Source organism: Xenorhabdus thailandensis (assembly GCF_037996785.1).
GTDB classification, from domain to species: Bacteria; Pseudomonadota; Gammaproteobacteria; order Enterobacterales; family Enterobacteriaceae; genus Xenorhabdus; species Xenorhabdus griffiniae.
Genome location: NZ_JBBMXF010000012.1, coordinates 129,779 through 146,917 on the forward strand (window position 1 = coordinate 129,779; position 17,139 = coordinate 146,917).

Annotated in this window: 14 protein-coding genes and 1 pseudogene; 12 read left to right on the forward strand and 3 right to left on the reverse strand. The window is 45.7% G+C overall.

From position 1 onward, the window contains the following. Nucleotides 1-12: 12 nt before the first annotated feature. From murD to lpxC, 9 genes and pseudogenes are all read left to right on the forward strand, one after another. Nucleotides 13-1,323, forward strand: coding sequence for a UDP-N-acetylmuramoyl-L-alanine--D-glutamate ligase (gene murD / locus AAC853_RS10840; protein ID WP_340614841.1), 1,311 nt, complete (start codon nt 13-15; stop codon nt 1,321-1,323). After that, nucleotides 1,323-2,516 (forward strand): cell division protein FtsW, encoded by a 1,194-nt coding sequence (gene ftsW / locus AAC853_RS10845; RefSeq protein ID WP_338884704.1) that lies wholly within the window; start codon nt 1,323-1,325, stop codon nt 2,514-2,516. Before murD ends, ftsW begins: the two co-directional genes overlap by 1 nt. Beyond that, nucleotides 2,513-3,598, forward strand: a complete 1,086-nt coding sequence (gene murG, locus AAC853_RS10850; RefSeq protein ID WP_273570416.1) for an undecaprenyldiphospho-muramoylpentapeptide beta-N-acetylglucosaminyltransferase — start codon at nt 2,513-2,515, stop codon at nt 3,596-3,598. Before ftsW ends, murG begins: the two co-directional genes overlap by 4 nt. A 36-nt stretch (nt 3,599-3,634) precedes the next feature. Continuing rightward, a pseudogene (gene murC, locus AAC853_RS10855) lies at nt 3,635-5,109 on the forward strand (UDP-N-acetylmuramate--L-alanine ligase). Beyond that, nucleotides 5,102-6,022 (forward strand): D-alanine--D-alanine ligase, encoded by a 921-nt coding sequence (locus tag AAC853_RS10860; RefSeq protein WP_340614571.1) that lies wholly within the window; start codon nt 5,102-5,104, stop codon nt 6,020-6,022. The pseudogene murC and the gene AAC853_RS10860 overlap by 8 nt, the downstream one beginning before the upstream one ends. 1 nt (nt 6,023) lies before the next feature. Further along, nucleotides 6,024-6,839 carry a cell division protein FtsQ gene (gene ftsQ, locus AAC853_RS10865; RefSeq protein ID WP_340614572.1) on the forward strand — a complete coding sequence of 272 codons (816 nt, stop codon included), beginning with the start codon at nt 6,024-6,026 and terminating at the stop codon, nt 6,837-6,839. Nucleotides 6,840-6,871: 32 nt separating this feature from the next. After that, nucleotides 6,872-8,128 (forward strand): cell division protein FtsA, encoded by a 1,257-nt coding sequence (ftsA, locus tag AAC853_RS10870; protein WP_193849274.1) that lies wholly within the window; start codon nt 6,872-6,874, stop codon nt 8,126-8,128. Nucleotides 8,129-8,194: 66 nt separating this feature from the next. Further along, a complete protein-coding gene (gene ftsZ / locus AAC853_RS10875; protein WP_099131611.1) occupies nt 8,195-9,358 on the forward strand; it encodes a cell division protein FtsZ in 1,164 nt (387 codons plus the stop codon). A gap of 99 nt (nt 9,359-9,457) precedes the next feature. Further along, nucleotides 9,458-10,375, forward strand: a complete 918-nt coding sequence (lpxC, locus tag AAC853_RS10880) for a UDP-3-O-acyl-N-acetylglucosamine deacetylase (protein WP_338884713.1) — start codon at nt 9,458-9,460, stop codon at nt 10,373-10,375. A 104-nt stretch (nt 10,376-10,479) separates the two neighbouring features. On the opposite strand, the gene AAC853_RS10885 is transcribed toward lpxC, so the two are convergent. Further along, on the reverse strand, nt 10,480-11,019 hold the full coding sequence (locus AAC853_RS10885) for a DUF721 domain-containing protein (protein WP_338884715.1): 540 nt from the start codon (nt 11,017-11,019) through the stop codon (nt 10,480-10,482). A 37-nt stretch (nt 11,020-11,056) separates the two neighbouring features. On the opposite strand from AAC853_RS10885, the gene secM reads away from it, so the two are divergent. Both secM and secA read left to right on the forward strand, forming a co-directional pair. Continuing rightward, nucleotides 11,057-11,599 (forward strand): secA translation cis-regulator SecM, encoded by a 543-nt coding sequence (gene secM / locus AAC853_RS10890; RefSeq protein ID WP_338884717.1) that lies wholly within the window; start codon nt 11,057-11,059, stop codon nt 11,597-11,599. A gap of 88 nt (nt 11,600-11,687) precedes the next feature. Continuing rightward, nucleotides 11,688-14,396 carry a preprotein translocase subunit SecA gene (gene secA / locus AAC853_RS10895; protein WP_340614573.1) on the forward strand — a complete coding sequence of 903 codons (2,709 nt, stop codon included), beginning with the start codon at nt 11,688-11,690 and terminating at the stop codon, nt 14,394-14,396. A gap of 123 nt (nt 14,397-14,519) precedes the next feature. Here the strand turns inward: secA and AAC853_RS10900 are convergent, their stop codons facing one another. Beyond that, complete coding sequence (locus tag AAC853_RS10900; RefSeq protein WP_340614574.1) at nt 14,520-16,103, reverse strand: ABC-F family ATP-binding cassette domain-containing protein; 1,584 nt, start codon at nt 16,101-16,103, stop codon at nt 14,520-14,522. Nucleotides 16,104-16,333: 230 nt separating this feature from the next. Between AAC853_RS10900 and mutT the strand changes: the two genes are divergently transcribed. Then, on the forward strand, nt 16,334-16,738 hold the full coding sequence (mutT, locus tag AAC853_RS10905; RefSeq protein ID WP_338884721.1) for an 8-oxo-dGTP diphosphatase MutT: 405 nt from the start codon (nt 16,334-16,336) through the stop codon (nt 16,736-16,738). 89 nt (nt 16,739-16,827) lie between these two features. Here the strand turns inward: mutT and yacG are convergent, their stop codons facing one another. After that, nucleotides 16,828-17,031: a DNA gyrase inhibitor YacG gene (gene yacG, locus AAC853_RS10910; protein WP_338884724.1), complete on the reverse strand. Its 204-nt coding sequence runs from the start codon at nt 17,029-17,031 to the stop codon at nt 16,828-16,830. Nucleotides 17,032-17,139: the final 108 nt, after the last annotated feature.

A 17,139-nucleotide genomic window follows, 5' to 3' on the forward strand; every position in this document is an offset into this window, starting at 1 on the left:
GCTGAGCGTCTTATGACGGAATACAAGGGTAAAAAGGTTGTCATCGTTGGGTTAGGGATGACAGGTCTCTCCTGCGTTGACTTTTTTATGACGCGTGGTGTGCTCCCACGAGTGATGGATACCCGTATCGTGCCACCCGGCAGCGATAAGCTGCCTGATAACGTCGAATGCCACACCGGTAGCCTGAACAAACAATGGTTGTTGGATGCCGATTTAATCGTTGCCAGCCCGGGTATTGCACTGGCAACACCTGAGTTGCAAGCGGCGGCTGATGCGGGTGTTGACATTATCGGCGACATTGAGCTGTTTTGCCGCGAAGCGACTGCACCAATCGTTGCCATTACGGGTTCAAATGGCAAAAGCACCGTAACTACTCTACTTGGCGAAATGGCGAAAGCAGCGGGGTGGCAAGTGGGAGTGGGGGGCAACATTGGTGTCCCGGCACTGGAGTTGCTGAAACAGCCCTGTCAGCTCTATGTACTGGAACTGTCCAGTTTCCAACTTGAAACAACTTATAGCTTGAAAGCAGCGGCAGCGACGGTACTGAATGTAACCGAAGATCACATGGTTCGTTATCCCAAAGGGTTGGCACAGTATCGGGCAGCGAAGTTGCACATTTACAATCAGGCAAAAACTTGTGTAGTTAATGAACAGGATGCGCTGACATTACCAGAAACAGGCAAAGATAGCCGTTGTATCAGCTTTGGTGTGGATAGTGGTGATTATCAGCTTGATAGTGAACACCAACAACTGGTAGTCAATCAACATCCGGTGCTGGCAACGCGCGAAATGCAGTTGGCCGGTCAGCATAACTATACCAATGGCTTGGCAGCATTAGCGCTGGCAGATGCTGTAGGCATTCCTCGTGCCGCCAGCCTTCAGGCTTTACGTACCTGCGCCGGACTAGAACACCGTTTTCAGGTCATTCATATGAGAAATGGTGTTCGTTGGGTGAATGATTCTAAGGCAACCAATGTTGGCAGTACCCAGGCGGCACTGAGTGGATTGAAGCTGGAAGGGACACTCTATCTTTTATTGGGGGGAGATGGAAAAGCGGCAGATTTTACCCCACTGAAACCCTATATATCGGGGGAACATATTCGTCTTTACTGTTTTGGTCGTGATGGCGGGCAATTCGCACAACTGCGCCCGGAAATTGCAACACTGACGGAAACAATGGAACAGGCGATGAGAGAAATTGCACCCAAGCTGGTTTCTGGCGACATGGTATTGCTGTCACCCGCTTGTGCGAGCTTCGATCAGTTCAACAGCTTTGAACATCGTGGTCATGAATTTGCTCGTTTGGCAGAGGAGTTAGGCTGATGACCATTCCAGGCCTTGGTAAATTTAAAACTTGGTTGGCGGGAAATGTGGAGGCAGATACCACAGATACCGTTATGTATGATCGTACCCTGGTCTGGATGATATTAGGGTTGGTTGTGATTGGCTTTGTCATGGTAACGTCGGCATCCATGCCCGTTGGACAGCGCCTTGCTCAAGATCCCTTTATTTTTGCCCGACGCGATGCCATTTATTTGTCACTGTGCTTTTTCTTGTCCCTTATTACGCTGCGCATTCCAATGGACTTCTGGCTGCGTTACAGCAATGTCATGTTATTAGTGACGATCATGATGCTAGTTGTGGTGCTGTTTGTCGGGAGTTCAGTCAATGGGGCATCACGTTGGGTGGCGATTGGCCCATTACGTATTCAACCAGCGGAATTGTCGAAACTCTCACTCTTTTGTTATCTCTCCAGCTACTTGGTTAGAAAAGTGGAGGAAGTAAGAAACAACTTCTGGGGATTTTTCAAACCGATGGGTGTCATGGTTGCATTAGCAATATTGTTGCTGGCGCAGCCTGACTTGGGGACAGTGGTGGTGTTATTTGTCACAACATTGGCACTGCTGTTCTTGGCGGGCGCGAAATTGTGGCAGTTTCTGGCCATTATTGGCTGCGGCATATTTGCCGTGTGCGTACTGATCGTTGCTGAACCTTATCGTATACGCAGGGTGACCTCTTTCCTGAATCCATGGGAAGATCCTTTCGGCAGCGGTTATCAGTTAACCCAATCGTTAATGGCATTTGGTCGTGGCGACTTCTTTGGGCAAGGACTGGGAAATTCAGTTCAAAAACTTGAATATCTGCCGGAAGCCCATACTGACTTTATTTTTTCCATTCTGGCCGAAGAATTGGGTTATTTCGGTGTGGTTTTAGTGCTGGCAATGGTATTCTTCGTCGCTTTCCGCGCAATGATGATTGGCCGTCGGGCATTGCAGCTTAATCAACGGTTTTCTGGTTTTTTGGCTTGTGCCATCGGCATATGGTTTAGCTTTCAGGCGTTCATTAACGTTGGCGCGGCGGCAGGTATGCTGCCAACCAAAGGATTAACATTACCTTTAGTCAGTTACGGTGGCTCTAGTTTGATAGTGATGTCAACGGCCATCGTCTTGTTGTTGCGAATTGATTATGAAGTACGTCTGGCAAAAGCACAGGCGTTTGTAAGGAGCCCTAAATGAGTGGCAAAAACCGGCGTTTGATGGTGATGGCTGGTGGTACGGGAGGACACGTGTTCCCGGGGCTGGCTGTTGCCCACCATTTAAAAGAGCAGGGGTGGGATATTCGCTGGTTAGGAACCGCGGATCGCATGGAAGCTGATTTAGTGCCAAAACATGGTATTGATATCGAATTTATTCAGATTTCAGGCTTGCGGGGCAAGGGGCTCAAAGCATTGCTTACTGCCCCAATTAGAATTTTTAAGGCTATTCGACAGGCAAAAGCCATTATGCGCCGTTATCAGCCAGATGTTGTGCTGGGTATGGGAGGGTATGTCTCTGGGCCTGGTGGAATAGCCGCATGGTTGTGTGGCATTCCGGTTGTACTGCATGAGCAGAATGGTATTGCAGGGCTCACTAATCGTTGGTTAGCCAAAATTGCCAAAACAGTTTTACAAGCATTTCCGGGCGCATTCTCCGATGCGCCGGTTGTTGGTAACCCCGTAAGGGAGGATGTATTGGCACTGCCAGAACCAATGCAGCGTTTGACTGGGCGTGAAGGCGCTGTTCGGGTGCTGGTTGTTGGCGGTAGTCAGGGAGCAAGAGTGCTGAACCAAACTATGCCGGAAGTAGCGGCTCGCTTGGGCGATAAAATCACTTTATGGCATCAGGCGGGCAAGGGCGCCAGGGAAGAGACGCAGAAACACTATGAAAATTCGGTCACATCTGAATTCAAGGTAACTGAATTTATTGATGATATGGCACAGGCTTATGCGTGGGCTGATATTGTCGTATGCCGTTCTGGTGCACTGACGGTCAGTGAGGTTTCCGCTGCAGGTTTACCGGCGATTTTTGTTCCTTTCCAGCATAAAGATCGCCAGCAATATTGGAATGCCTTGCCTTTGGAAAAAGCGGGAGCCGCAAAGATACTCGAACAGCCCGAATTTACAGTTGATGCTGTCGTAGATCTATTAACTCAGTGGCAACGTCCACAATTGCTGGAAATGGCAGAAAAAGCACGTTCAGTAGCCATCATTAATGCCACTGAGCGTGTAGCAGCAGCGTTGAACGATGCTGTAGAGAATCATTCAGGCCGTTCCAGGTAGAACGGTGATGTAAACATAACGAGTGAAGATTAAAACGTGAATACACAACAGTTGGCGAAATTAAGAGCTTCAGTGCCTGAAATGAGAAAAGTCAGGCATATCCACTTTGTTGGCATTGGTGGTGCTGGCATGGGTGGTATCGCCGAGGTGTTGGCTAATGAAGGTTATCAGATAAGTGGTTCTGATCTGGCACCCAATCCTGTCACACAGCAATTGATCGCACTGGGTGCAACTATTTATTTTAATCACCGTCCAGAAAATGTGCGGGACGCTAGTGTCGTGGTGGCATCTACAGCGATTTCAGCGGAAAACCCAGAAATTGTGGCTGCGCGTGAAGCGAGAATCCCAGTGATCCGCCGTGCGGAAATGCTGGCAGAGCTTATGCGTTATCGCCACGGTATCGCGATTGCAGGAACGCATGGAAAAACCACGACGACGGCAATGATTGCGGGTATTTATGCTCAAGCCGGTCTTGATCCTACCTTTGTGAATGGTGGATTGGTCAAAGCGGCAGGCACACATGCTCGATTAGGTAGCAGCCGCTATTTGATTGCAGAAGCAGATGAAAGTGATGCTTCATTCTTGCATTTGCAGCCCATGATGGCGGTTGTCACCAATATTGAAGCTGATCACATGGATACCTACCAGGGTGATTTCGAAAACTTAAAACAAACGTTCGTTAACTTCCTGCATAACCTGCCATTTTATGGGCGTGCGGTTATGTGCATTGATGATCCTGTTGTGAAAGAACTGATCCCCGAATTGGCCGTTATATCACGACCTACGGTTTCAGTGAGGAAGCAGACGTTCGTATTACCCATTATGAGCAGAAAGGGGCTCAGGGATTTTTCACCATCAGTCGATCTGACTTGCCAGATTTGCATGTGGTGTTAAATGCTCCAGGACGCCACAATGCGCTGAATGCCACTGCCGCTGTTGCAGTGGCAACAGAAGAAGGCATTGATGATACCGCTATTCTGGCGTCTCTGGCTGAGTTTCAGGGAACTGGACGCCGTTTTGATTTTCTGGGGGATTTTCCTCTTAAACATATCAATGGCAAAGAAGGTAGCGTGATGCTGGTTGATGATTATGGTCATCACCCAACAGAAGTTGATGCCACGATTAAAGCGGCACGAGCAGGTTGGGGGGATAAGCGTATTGTCATGGTATTCCAGCCACACCGTTATACAAGAACACGTGATTTATATGATGATTTCGCCAATGTTCTAAGTCAGGTTGATGTTCTATTAATGTTGGATGTGTATGCCGCAGGTGAAACGCCGATCCCCGGTGCGGATAGCCGTTCTTTATGCCGTACTATCCGCAGTCGTGGCAAATTGGACCCGATTTTTGTATCAGAACCTGAACAAGTTTCAACCGTCCTGTCACAGGTGATAGAAAACAATGATTTAGTCTTGGTTCAGGGTGCCGGTAATATCGGTAAAATAGCGCGCAATTTGGCTGAAACAAAGTTGCAGCCATCTTTTTATGAGGGAGGACATCATGGTTGATAAAGTTGCTGTTCTGTTGGGCGGAACTTCCGCTGAACGCGAAGTTTCATTGCAATCAGGACACGCGGTTGTGGCAGGGCTGAAAGAAGCGGGCATTAATGCTTATTCAGTTGATACAAAAGACTTTGATGTGACTAAACTCAAAGAGGAAGGGTTCAATAAAGTTTTTATCGCACTGCATGGTCGCGGTGGTGAAGATGGGACATTGCAAGGTTTGTTGGAATTTTTGCAAATTCCTTATACCGGCAGCGGAGTGATGGCCTCTGCCTTGTCAATGGACAAATTGCGCACAAAACAACTCTGGCAGGGGGCAGAACTGCCTGTTTCACCTTATGTCGTTATTAATTCCTTAAAATTTGAACAACTTAATGATTTTCAACTCAAAGAGTATGTTCAAGAATTAGGTCTACCATTAATGATTAAACCGAATCTGGAAGGCTCCAGCGTAGGGATGACCAAGGTGAATGAATATGCCGAATTGCGTGGCGCCCTGGCGCTGGCATTTAAATACGATACGGATGTGTTGGTTGAAAAATGGCTGTTTGGCCCTGAATATACCGTAGGATTTTTGGGGGATGAAGCACTTCCTTCTATCCGTATTCAGGCTTCAAACACATTCTATGATTATGATGCGAAATATATTTCCAACCAAACACAATATTTTTGTCCAAGCGGCTTGAGTGCAGAAAAAGAGCAAGAGCTATTAGATATCGCCTCAAAGGCGTATAAAGCGCTGGGATGTCGTGGTTGGGGGCGAGTCGATATCATGGACGATGGGAAGGGTAATTTCTACCTGTTGGAAGCGAATACTTCCCCTGGCATGACCAGCCATAGCCTTGTGCCAACTGCTGCGCGTCAGGCTGGATTAAGTTTTTCTCAACTCGTAGTGAGAATTTTGGAGTTGGCTGATTAATATGTCGCAGGCAGCCCGGAATAGCCGGGAGTGGGAGGGTGAAACGCAGAGATCTCGTCCTAGTAATGGTTACTATCTGGCAGGGATTGCCTTCTTCTTGATGGTAGTGGGCACTATCATATGGGGAGGCTGGATGACACTGGACTGGATGAAAGATCCTAGCAGATTACCACTCTCGAAGCTGGTATTGACTGGTGAACGTCATTACACCACGAATGATGATGTAAGACAGGCTATTTTGTCCCTGGGATCTCCCGGAACATTTATGACTCAGGATGTCAACGTCATTCAAGAAAAGATTAAACAGCTGCCATGGATTCGGCAAGTCACTGTTCGGAAACAATGGCCTGATGAACTTAAAATACATCTGGTAGAATACGTACCTTATGCGCGTTGGAATGATACCCAACTATTGGATGCCGAAGGCCGGGTATTTAGCTTACCTGTAGAGCGCAGCGCAAATGGTCAGTATCCGATGCTGTATGGGCCAGAAGGTAAAGAAAAAGACGCGTTGAATGAATACCATACAATGGCGACTTTTCTGGAAAAACACCAGATGAAACTGAAAGCAGTGATCATGACAGCGCGTAACTCCTGGCAACTGATATTGGATAACGATATCCGTTTAGAGCTAGGAAATCGAGATAAAATGGAACGAATGAAACGTTTTGTTGAACTTTATCCTGTGTTGTTGAGAAACACTGAAAAACGTGTGGATTATGTTGACTTACGTTATGACAGTGGTGCTGCGGTAGGTTGGGCTCCTTTATTAACTGATATGCCGGTTCCAATGAACGGGCAAGAAAACAAACAGTGACTGGTAATAATACAGAGACAGGCAGAATAACGATGATCAAATCAACGGACAGAAAATTGGTAGTTGGCCTTGAAATCGGTACAGCAAAGGTATCTGCCCTGGTTGGTGAAATTCTGCCCGATGGTATGGTTAATATTATCGGAGTAGGAAATTGCCCATCCCGCGGCATGGACAAAGGCGGTGTCAACGATCTTGAATCGGTCGTCAAGTGCGTACAGCGTGCCATTGATCAGGCTGAACTCATGGCGGATTGCCAGATATCTTCAGTCTATCTGGCGCTTTCCGGTAAGCATATTAGTTGCCAGAACGAAATTGGCATGGTGCCGGTTTCAGAAGAAGAAGTTACACAAGATGATGTGGACAGTGTTGTCCATACAGCTAAGTCAGTTCGTGTTCGTGATGAGCACCGTATTTTGCATGTGATCCCACAGGAATACGCGATTGACTATCAGGAAGGGATCAAAAATCCAGTTGGGCTCTCTGGTGTGCGTATGCAGGCAAAAGTCCACTTGATTACCTGTCATAACGACATGGCGAAAAATATCGTAAAAGCTGTTGAACGTTGTGGTTTGAAAGTTGATCAACTTATTTTTGCAGGACTGGCAGCAAGTTATGCCGTGTTGACAGAAGATGAACGTGAACTGGGGGTCTGTGTCGTTGACATCGGCGGCGGGACGATGGATATCGCTGTATATACTGGCGGTGCATTACGTCATACCAAGGTTATTCCTTACGCAGGCAATGTAGTGACCAGTGATATCGCCTATGCGTTTGGTACTCCTCCCAGTGATGCTGAAACCATCAAAGTTCGTCATGGCTGCGCATTGGGTTCGATAGTTAGCAAGGATGAGAGTGTAGAAGTCCCAAGTGTGGGAGGACGCCCTCCTCGTAGCTTACAGCGTCAAACATTGGCTGAAGTGATCGAACCCCGTTATACCGAACTGCTGAACTTAGTGAACGATGAAATTTTGCGATTGCAGGAGCAATTGCGGCAGCAGGGAGTAAAACACCACCTGGCGGCAGGGATTGTCCTGACAGGAGGAGGCGCCCAGATTGATGGTCTGGCCGAGTGTGCCCAGCGGGTATTCCATACCCAGGTTCGCATTGGCCGTCCCCTGAACATCACTGGATTGACAGATTATGTGCAGGAGCCTTGCTACTCAACAGCGGTTGGACTTCTGCATTATGGCAAAGAATCCCACCTTGGCGGAGATTCCGATGCCGATAAAAGAACGTCAGTCAGTGGCTGGTTTAAGAAAGTCAGCAACTGGCTGAAAAAAGAATTTTGATTTTTTATACAGAGGCCATGACAATGTCGCCGGCCTCGATATAAAGGCACAAAACGGAGAGAAATTATGTTTGAACCACTGGAATTAACCAACGACGCGGTGATTAAAGTCATCGGCGTCGGCGGCGGCGGCGGAAATGCTGTGGAGCACATGGTGCGTGAGCGTATTGAAGGCGTTGACTTCTTTGCGGTTAACACGGACGCTCAGGCACTGCGTAAGACGGCTGTTGGTCAGACTATCCAGATTGGCAACGGCATTACGAAAGGATTAGGCGCTGGTGCGAACCCTGAAGTGGGTCGCACTGCTGCGGAAGAAGACCGCGAATCACTGCGTACTGCACTGGAAGGTGCAGATATGGTGTTTATTGCCGCTGGTATGGGGGGTGGTACGGGAACGGGAGCCGCACCTGTTGTGGCTGAAATTGCCAAAGAGCTTGGCATTTTGACCGTCGCTGTTGTCACTAAACCATTTAATTTTGAAGGCAAAAAACGGATGGCCTTCGCGGAACAAGGGATCACTGAATTGTCCAAGCATGTGGATTCATTGATCACTATTCCAAATGACAAATTATTGAAAGTCCTGGGACGAGGCATTTCCCTGTTGGATGCATTCGGTGCAGCGAATGATGTTCTGAAAGGTGCGGTTCAGGGTATTGCCGAACTGATTACTCGCCCAGGTCTGATGAACGTTGACTTCGCTGACGTTCGTACCGTGATGTCAGAAATGGGTTACGCCATGATGGGATCAGGTATTGCACAAGGTGAAGATCGTGCGGAAGAAGCTGCAGAGATGGCTATCTCCAGCCCATTGCTGGAAGATATTGATCTTTCTGGCGCACGTGGCGTTTTGGTTAACATCACAGCGGGCTTTGACCTGCGTTTGGATGAATTTGAAACCGTTGGTAACACAATCCGTGCATTCGCTTCTGATAATGCAACGGTGGTTATCGGTACGTCACTGGATCCAGATATGAATGATGAGTTGCGTGTAACCGTTGTGGCAACAGGCATTGGTATGGACAAACGTCCAGAAATCACCCTGGTGACCAATAACAAGGCTCCTCAGACAAACCCGATGGAGCGTCGTTACCAGCAGATATCTGGCGGAATCTCTTCACTGTCTGATGAGAACAAAACGGTAGCAAAAGTCGTCAATGACCAAAATGCACATACAAGCAAAGAGCCTGATTATCTGGACATTCCTGCATTTTTGCGTAAGCAGGCTGATTAATTGCTAAAAAATTGGCTTCTCCGCTTTTTGTGTTAAACTATCCTGCCAGTCATACATTATAGTGGTTGGCGGGATAAGTAACATTGCGAGATATAAACGATGATCAAACAAAGGACACTAAAACGTATTGTTCAAGCGACCGGCGTCGGTTTGCACACCGGTAAAAAAGTCACGCTGACAATGCGTCCAGCGCCGGCTAATACCGGGGTCATCTATCGTCGTACTGACTTGAATCCTCCGGTCGATTTTCCGGCAGATGCCAAATCTGTGCGTGATACTATGCTCTGTACTTGTCTGGTGAATGAGCATAATGTGCGTATTTCAACGGTTGAACATTTGAATGCAGCGCTGGCAGGTTTAGGGATCGACAATATTGTTATTGAAGTCGATGCACCTGAGATCCCGATTATGGATGGCAGCGCTAGTCCGTTTGTTTTCCTGTTATTGGATGCGGGTATTGAAGAACTGAATGTAGCAAAGAAATTCGTGCGAATGAAAGAAAGCGTTCGTGTGGAAGACGGTGATAAATGGGCAGAATTAGCACCCTATCATGGTTTCAGTTTGGATTTTACCATCGACTTTAATCATCCGGCGATTGATGCGAGTACACAGCGCTATGGCCTGGAGTTCTCTGCGGATTCATTTGTTCGCCAGATTAGTCGTGCGCGTACTTTCGGATTTATGCGCGATATTGAGTATTTACAATCTAAAGGCTTGTGCCTTGGTGGCAGCTTTGATTGTGCGATTGTCGTTGATGACTACCGCGTACTCAATGAAGATGGTTTGCGTTTTGAAGATGAATTCGTCCGTCATAAAATGTTGGACGCCATCGGCGATCTATTCATGTGTGGGTATAATATCATTGGTGCCTTTACTGCGTTTAAATCAGGCCATGCACTAAACAACAAGTTACTGCAAACTGTTTTAGCACAGGAAAGCGCTTGGGAATTTGTCACATTTGAAGATGAAGCAGAAATGCCATTGGCTTTCCGCGCCCCATCGCTAGTGTTGGCATAATGGCTGACATGTGTATAGATAAAGAATGTTGAGAACATTCCTATGATGCACCAATGGGTTATGTTATCTATTACGCTGCTTTCGCTGATGTTTTTTATTCGGCGCTAACGCATCTTTTTGGCTGTACTGGTACCCTCTCCGGCCAGCGCAGCCAACCGCTCTAGTTTCTTTTTCAATTTTTCAGGGCTATTTTCAGCTAACATCATTAATGTTTTTGCACTTTCGTGACTGAGCTGGCGCTTTGGTAATTCCTGATTATCATTACTGTGTGTTGTTTTGGTTGATAATTTTGAGAATCTTTGTTCGTTATTCTCATGCTTAACCATTAATGATGGGTTAATCCTGATGTCGATTGAGGATAAAGATGGTAGAATTTCGCTTCTCAATGTAGACAGCAAGACAGGAATTTCATAACGCAGCCGGGTCATCCAACTGGCATTTCCTGCTTCCAGTACCAGAATTTGTTTGCGATAATTGGCAACCCTGCACCACGGGTGCAATTGTGCAGGAAGCAAACTGAGAACGGCACGGTTGAGTTTCAATAATGCGATGGCATGTTGTTGGATGATTTGAAGTGGGCTTTTTCCGACAGTTGCCGCATCTTCAAACAGCTTATCCAGTGATTGTGGGCGGCTATCTCGCATAATAAGGGCAGTTCCAGTATTTATTAATGAAGGATTAATGAGTATTTTAAATCTTTGGCGACAATTTGGTAGGCGTTATTTTTGGTCTCATCTTTTACTGGGCATGGTTGCTACAGGAATTGGTGTTCCTACTGTTTTCGCTGGAGTGGCAGAAAGCCTGCATCACGCAAGCCCTTCTTCTGCTCAAGGAAGCCGCTATCAGGCATTTTCCTCTTTTGAACACTTATTTAAATTACATTTACTCCAATTAAAAAGTGTCCAACGCCAACCCGCTAACTATTTAAATTATTGGCAGCAACACGCTGTTCGTAATGTGATCCGTCAACTTTCTTTTGCTTTTTCGGTTGCAGAACCTGTTAATTACGAAAGTGCAAAAGAAAGTACCCGGATTTCTTCTCCCTCCATGCAACGACTTATGCTGGATACATTGTATGCCATGCTGACACAAGCACCAGCGCCATTTGAAGAAATTGTCTCAGATGTTGCGATGGCTCCTGCTACTCATACTCCAGCTCTCTGGGTCGCTAAAGTTCAGGGAATTAGGGCAGGGCCAACGCTCAATCATCTATTTTTGCTTTAATCGTGCTGTCTTATTTAAGTTTAATAAGGCAATTTTTAAGGAATGATTGATTGGCTACAACAATAGCCCTATCTGAGATGTACTAATTATGCTGACTAAATTACTGACAAAAATTTTTGGTAGCCGCAATGACCGTACTTTGCGTCGTTTGCGCAAAGTGGTTGATGAAATCAACCGTATGGAACCGGACTTTGAAAAACTCTCTGATGAAGAATTGAAAGCGAAAACGGAGCAATTTCGCACCCGTTTAAAAGAGGGAGAATCACTGGATAAAATTCTGCCAGCAGCGTTTGCTACTGTGCGTGAAGCCAGTAAACGTGTATTCGGTATGCGTCACTTTGATGTGCAATTATTGGGCGGGATGGTCTTGAATGAACGCTGCATAGCAGAGATGCGCACGGGTGAAGGTAAAACACTGACCGCAACATTGCCAGCTTATCTTAATGCTCTCAGTGGCAAAGGTGTCCACATTGTTACCGTGAATGATTACCTGGCACAGCGCGATGCTGAAAATAACCGCCCACTGTTTGAGTTCCTTGGCTTAAGTGTCGGCATTAACTTACCGGGTATGCCAGCACCGGCAAAACGTGAATCTTATGCTGCGGATATCACTTACGGTACTAACAATGAGTTTGGCTTTGACTATTTGCGCGACAATATGGCATTTAGTCCAGAAGAGCGAGTTCAACGCAAATTACACTATGCGTTGGTGGATGAAGTTGACTCAATTTTGATCGACGAAGCTCGTACTCCACTAATTATTTCAGGGCCTGCGGAAGACAGCTCTGAGCTTTATATCAAAGTAGACAAGCTGATCCCGAAACTGGTTCGTCAGGAAAAAGAGGATTCAGAAACTTTCCAAGGGGAAGGACATTTCTCTGTTGATGAAAAAACACGTCAAGTCAACCTGACAGAGCGTGGTCTGGTATTGATTGAAGAGTTATTGGTGGATGCTAAATTGATGGATGAAGGTGAATCCTTGTATTCCCCGACCAATATCATGCTGATGCACCATGTGACAGCCGCTCTGCGCGCCCACGCCTTGTTTACCCGCGATGTTGATTACATCGTGAAAGAGGGTGAGGTTATCATCGTTGATGAACATACCGGACGTACCATGCAAGGGCGTCGTTGGTCTGATGGTTTGCACCAGGCTGTGGAAGCGAAAGAAGGTGTCGAGATTCAAAATGAAAACCAGACGCTGGCTTCAATTACATTCCAGAACTATTTCCGTATATACGAAAAACTGGCAGGAATGACAGGAACAGCCGATACGGAAGCCTTCGAATTTAGCTCCATTTATAAATTAGATACCATTGTTATTCCAACCAATCGCCCGATGATCCGTCAGGATTTATCGGATCTGGTTTATATGACAGAAGCGGAAAAAATTGAGGCGATCATTGAAGACATCAAAGCGCGGACAAACAATGGTCAGCCTGTTTTGGTGGGGACAATCTCGATTGAGAAATCGGAACTTGTGTCTAACGCATTAACGAAAGCGGGTATTGCACATAATGTCCTGAACGCAAAATTCCACGCATTGGAAGCCGATATCATTGCGCAGGCTGGTCAGGCTGGCACAGTGACTATTGCAACCAACATGGCAGGACGTGGTACAGATATCATGTTAGGGGGTAGTTGGCAAGCGGAAATTGCTAAATTGGAAGAACCAACTGAAGCACAGATTGATAAAATCAAGGCAGAATGGCAAGAGCGTCATGATGCAGTATTGGCAGCAGGTGGCCTGCATATTATTGGTACGGAACGTCATGAATCACGCCGCATAGACAACCAGTTACGTGGTCGTGCGGGCCGTCAGGGGGATGCGGGTTCTTCACGTTTCTACCTCTCAATGGAAGATTCCTTGATGCGCATTTTTGCTTCCGATCGTGTGACCGGTATGATGCGTAAACTTGGTATGCAGCCAGGAGAAGCAATCGAACACCCATGGGTGACTAAAGCGATTGCAAATGCTCAGCGTAAAGTTGAGAGCCGTAACTTTGATATCCGTAAACAATTGCTGGAATATGATGATGTTGCGAACGATCAGCGTCGGGCAATTTATGCTCAACGTAACGACTTGCTCGATGTGAGTGATGTCAGCGAAACCATCACCAGCATCCGTGAGGATGTCTTCAAAGTCACTATTGATGCTCATATTCCACCGCAATCACTGGAAGAAATGTGGGATATTGAAGGATTACAAGAACGTTTAATTAATGATTTCGATTTGAACTTGCCACTCAAAGAGTGGTTGGATAAAGAACCTGAATTGCACGAAGAAACATTGCGTGAACGTATTCTTGAAAAAGCGATCGAAATTTATAAGCAAAAAGAAGAAATTGTCGGTGTAGAAATGATGCGTAATTTTGAAAAAGGCATCATGTTGCAAACTCTGGACACATTGTGGAAAGAGCATTTGGCAGCGATGGATTACCTACGTCAGGGTATTCACTTGCGTGGTTACGCTCAAAAAGATCCAAAACAGGAGTATAAACGCGAATCTTTTGCCATGTTTGCCAATATGCTGGAATCACTGAAATATGAAGTGATCAGTACCTTGAGCAAAGTTCAGGTTAGAATGCCGGAAGAAGTTGAAGCGCTTGAGCAGCAGCGTCGTGAAGAAGCTGAGCGTTTGGCAAAACAACAACATTTGAGCCATGAAGTTGAACAAGGTGCGTTGATGTCGAAGGCTGAAGCTCAAATGGCGACGGGAGAGCGTAAAGTTGGACGCAATGATCCTTGCCCATGTGGTTCTGGCAAAAAATATAAGCATTGCCACGGTCGTTTATAAGTAGAGTGAGTTTATCAGCAAGAAATCCGTGCCAATGGTGAATTGGCACGGGTTAATTTATCGAAAACCCTTAGATCTTATTCTGCAATGAAATTTGCTTAAGCAATAGATTTGAGGGTTTTGTCATAAGACTAGTTCCTGCATATTACCTACATTTTCAATGAACTTATTGTCGTGAGAAATAAGTACCATTGCTCCTGTATAATCATGTAGCGCTTTTTGCAGTAGCTCACGTGATTCAATATCCAGATGATTATCTGGTTCATCCAATAACAGCAGGGCAGGTGCATATGGTCCGCAAAACAGGCAAGCTAGCGCGACTTTAAGTTGTTCTCCTCCACTGAGATAACTGACAGGTTTCAAAGCCTCCTCACCGCGAATACGCAATTGTGCCAACCGAGTACGGTAACGATCTTCTGTCCAGCCTGGTGATTGTAATTGGAAGTTATGTAACGCGGATTGGTTTTTATCCAGGAACGAAAAATGTTGATCCATCAGACTGTGTGAAAGAGTGATACGACAGATACCCTGTTTCGGCTCTAGTAAACCTGCCATTACCTTTAATAAGGTGGATTTTCCGCTGCCATTTTTACCTGTGATAGCGAGGCGATCACCATTATTAATGGTTAAACTGATGGGTGTATCGGAGCCAAAGGGCAGAATGACATCCTGAAGGTAAAGTAACGGAGAAGTTGCTGTTTGTGGAGTCGCAACAGCGATTGACAGTGGATCGATAATTTCGAGTTTTGTTCTGGCCTCTGTGGCTAATGAAGAGCTACGTTGTAATCGTTCTTCATTCTGTTTTGCTATCCGTGATAATGTTGCTTCTGAGCGTCCTAATGCGTGATCAAGAAGGATTTTAGCCTGATTGGCATTTTCCCGCCGTTGCTTACCCTGACTTTGCCTTTTGCTGGTTTTCTCACGATCTTTTTGCTTATCACGTAAGGCTTGTTTTAGGCTTTTTCTGGTTTGATCCACTTCACGTTGAATACCCAGCCGTAGTTGTTCTTTACTTTCCAGCCAGGTTTCCCATCCTCCGATACTGCGGGATAATCCTAATCCGCTGAGTTCGTAAACAATCGATACATGCTGTAATAGTTGGGTATCATGGGTAATCAGCAGAACTCCGCCATCAAAAGCACTTAACCACTGAGCCAGCCAAAGGCGGCCTTGTCGGTCAAGGTGATTGCTTGGTTCATCCAGAATCATAAAACCTGCACCTTGACGTTTCAGTGCCAACAACCTGATCCGTGTTTGTTCTCCACCGCTCAAAGAACTAAGAGGTTGATTTAATACGCTGGGATTGAATTCACCTTCTGCCAGTAGAGACTCAGTTTGAAATTGCCAGTCCCAGTTTCCTTCCATAACATCAAAATCTGTTTCATCACCAACTCCTGCCAAGATCCGTTCATTGGCACTCATGATTTCGGTTAATCCCAGCAGATCCGCGGTATTGCCGGAAAAAGGTGTTAAACCTTGTGATAAATAACCCACCTCACAAAAGTGTTTTACACTACCTTCTGTGGGAAGGATCTGCTGTGCCAGTATTGATGCCAGCCAGGATTTACCAATACCATTGCGCCCAACTAATGCATGTTGTCCTGCATTTAAAAATATATCGATACCAGAAAATAGGGGAGTTGTTTCACCAGAAAATTGATAGGCGATTTGCCGTGCTTCAATCAATGATTGAACATCATTTAGCATAAACCGTGCTTCCTTAATGTTTAAAATAGTCATTTCAAGCTATTTGTAGGTTAATTTCAGACACTGTTTACAGCTTGTTTTCACATGATTTGTTTTTTCCAGGGAAGTAATTGGTAATAAAAAGCGATATCACTTTGCATGAAATACAAATTTGCGGCTTAAACTCATTCTAATGTAACCTGCAAGGGAGAGTTACTTAAGTTGAAGAATAGACGGTAAGAAAAGCGATTATGGAAAAAAAACATCTGCATATTGCAGCAGGTATTATTAAAAATAGCAATGATGAAATTTTTATCACTCAGCGTAGGGCTGATTCACATATGGGCGGTTTTTGGGAGTTTCCCGGAGGAAAACTTGAACAGGGAGAAACACCTGAACAAGCATTGGTTAGAGAATTAAAGGAAGAAGTTGGGATCACAGTAACGCATTGTGAATTAATTGACACCATCAAACACGAGTTTCCTGATAGAAGTATCACCCTTGATTTTTTCCTGGTTGATGAATGGGAAGATGAGCCGTTTGGTAAAGAAGGGCAACCTTCCCGTTGGGTTTTACAATCAGAATTAATTGCTGATGAATTTCCTCCAGCAAACCGCAGTATTGTCAGTTTCTTAACCCGAAACGGCTCCTGCTAAAGGATTTTTAATTAATTAGGGGAGTTAACTCATTCAATATAAGCGGCGCCAAATAAAACGGGCACCGCTATAACATACGTTACGTGATATTACTTATATTGTTCGGGCTGTTCGCTCCAGTTATCATTTTCTGAACTGTCACTTTGGCTTGCTATTCGTTTTTCTTCGCTGGCCCATTCCCCTAAGTCGATTAATTGGCAACGTTTGCTGCAAAATGGGCGATATGGACTAATTTCTCCCCATACTACCATGTTGCCACACGTTGGACATTCGACAGTCAATACTTCAGACATAATACTTTCTCCCACTTGATTTGAAGGTCATACCTTCCATTTTCACCTTGCAGCTTTTTTGTTTTAACTCATTGTTTCAGATATGTATTTATAAATTCAGAGTGATAT

What these genes read in the sequence shown, in the direction of transcription:
- secA (WP_340614573.1), top strand. Translation starts at nt 11,688, where the DNA reads ATGCTGACTAAATTACTGACAAAAATTTTTGGTAGCCGCAATGACCGT.
- ftsZ (WP_099131611.1), top strand. Translation starts at nt 8,195, where the DNA reads ATGTTTGAACCACTGGAATTAACCAACGACGCGGTGATTAAAGTCATC.
- ftsQ (WP_340614572.1), top strand. Translation starts at nt 6,024, where the DNA reads ATGTCGCAGGCAGCCCGGAATAGCCGGGAGTGGGAGGGTGAAACGCAG.
- lpxC (WP_338884713.1), top strand. Translation starts at nt 9,458, where the DNA reads ATGATCAAACAAAGGACACTAAAACGTATTGTTCAAGCGACCGGCGTC.
- secM (WP_338884717.1), top strand. Translation starts at nt 11,057, where the DNA reads ATGAGTATTTTAAATCTTTGGCGACAATTTGGTAGGCGTTATTTTTGG.
- AAC853_RS10860 (WP_340614571.1), top strand. Translation starts at nt 5,102, where the DNA reads ATGGTTGATAAAGTTGCTGTTCTGTTGGGCGGAACTTCCGCTGAACGC.
- yacG (WP_338884724.1), bottom strand. Translation starts at nt 17,031, where the DNA reads ATGTCTGAAGTATTGACTGTCGAATGTCCAACGTGTGGCAACATGGTA.
- AAC853_RS10900 (WP_340614574.1), bottom strand. Translation starts at nt 16,103, where the DNA reads ATGCTAAATGATGTTCAATCATTGATTGAAGCACGGCAAATCGCCTAT.
- murD (WP_340614841.1), top strand. Translation starts at nt 13, where the DNA reads ATGACGGAATACAAGGGTAAAAAGGTTGTCATCGTTGGGTTAGGGATG.
- ftsW (WP_338884704.1), top strand. Translation starts at nt 1,323, where the DNA reads ATGACCATTCCAGGCCTTGGTAAATTTAAAACTTGGTTGGCGGGAAAT.
- AAC853_RS10885 (WP_338884715.1), bottom strand. Translation starts at nt 11,019, where the DNA reads ATGCGAGATAGCCGCCCACAATCACTGGATAAGCTGTTTGAAGATGCG.
- ftsA (WP_193849274.1), top strand. Translation starts at nt 6,872, where the DNA reads ATGATCAAATCAACGGACAGAAAATTGGTAGTTGGCCTTGAAATCGGT.
- murG (WP_273570416.1), top strand. Translation starts at nt 2,513, where the DNA reads ATGAGTGGCAAAAACCGGCGTTTGATGGTGATGGCTGGTGGTACGGGA.
- mutT (WP_338884721.1), top strand. Translation starts at nt 16,334, where the DNA reads ATGGAAAAAAAACATCTGCATATTGCAGCAGGTATTATTAAAAATAGC.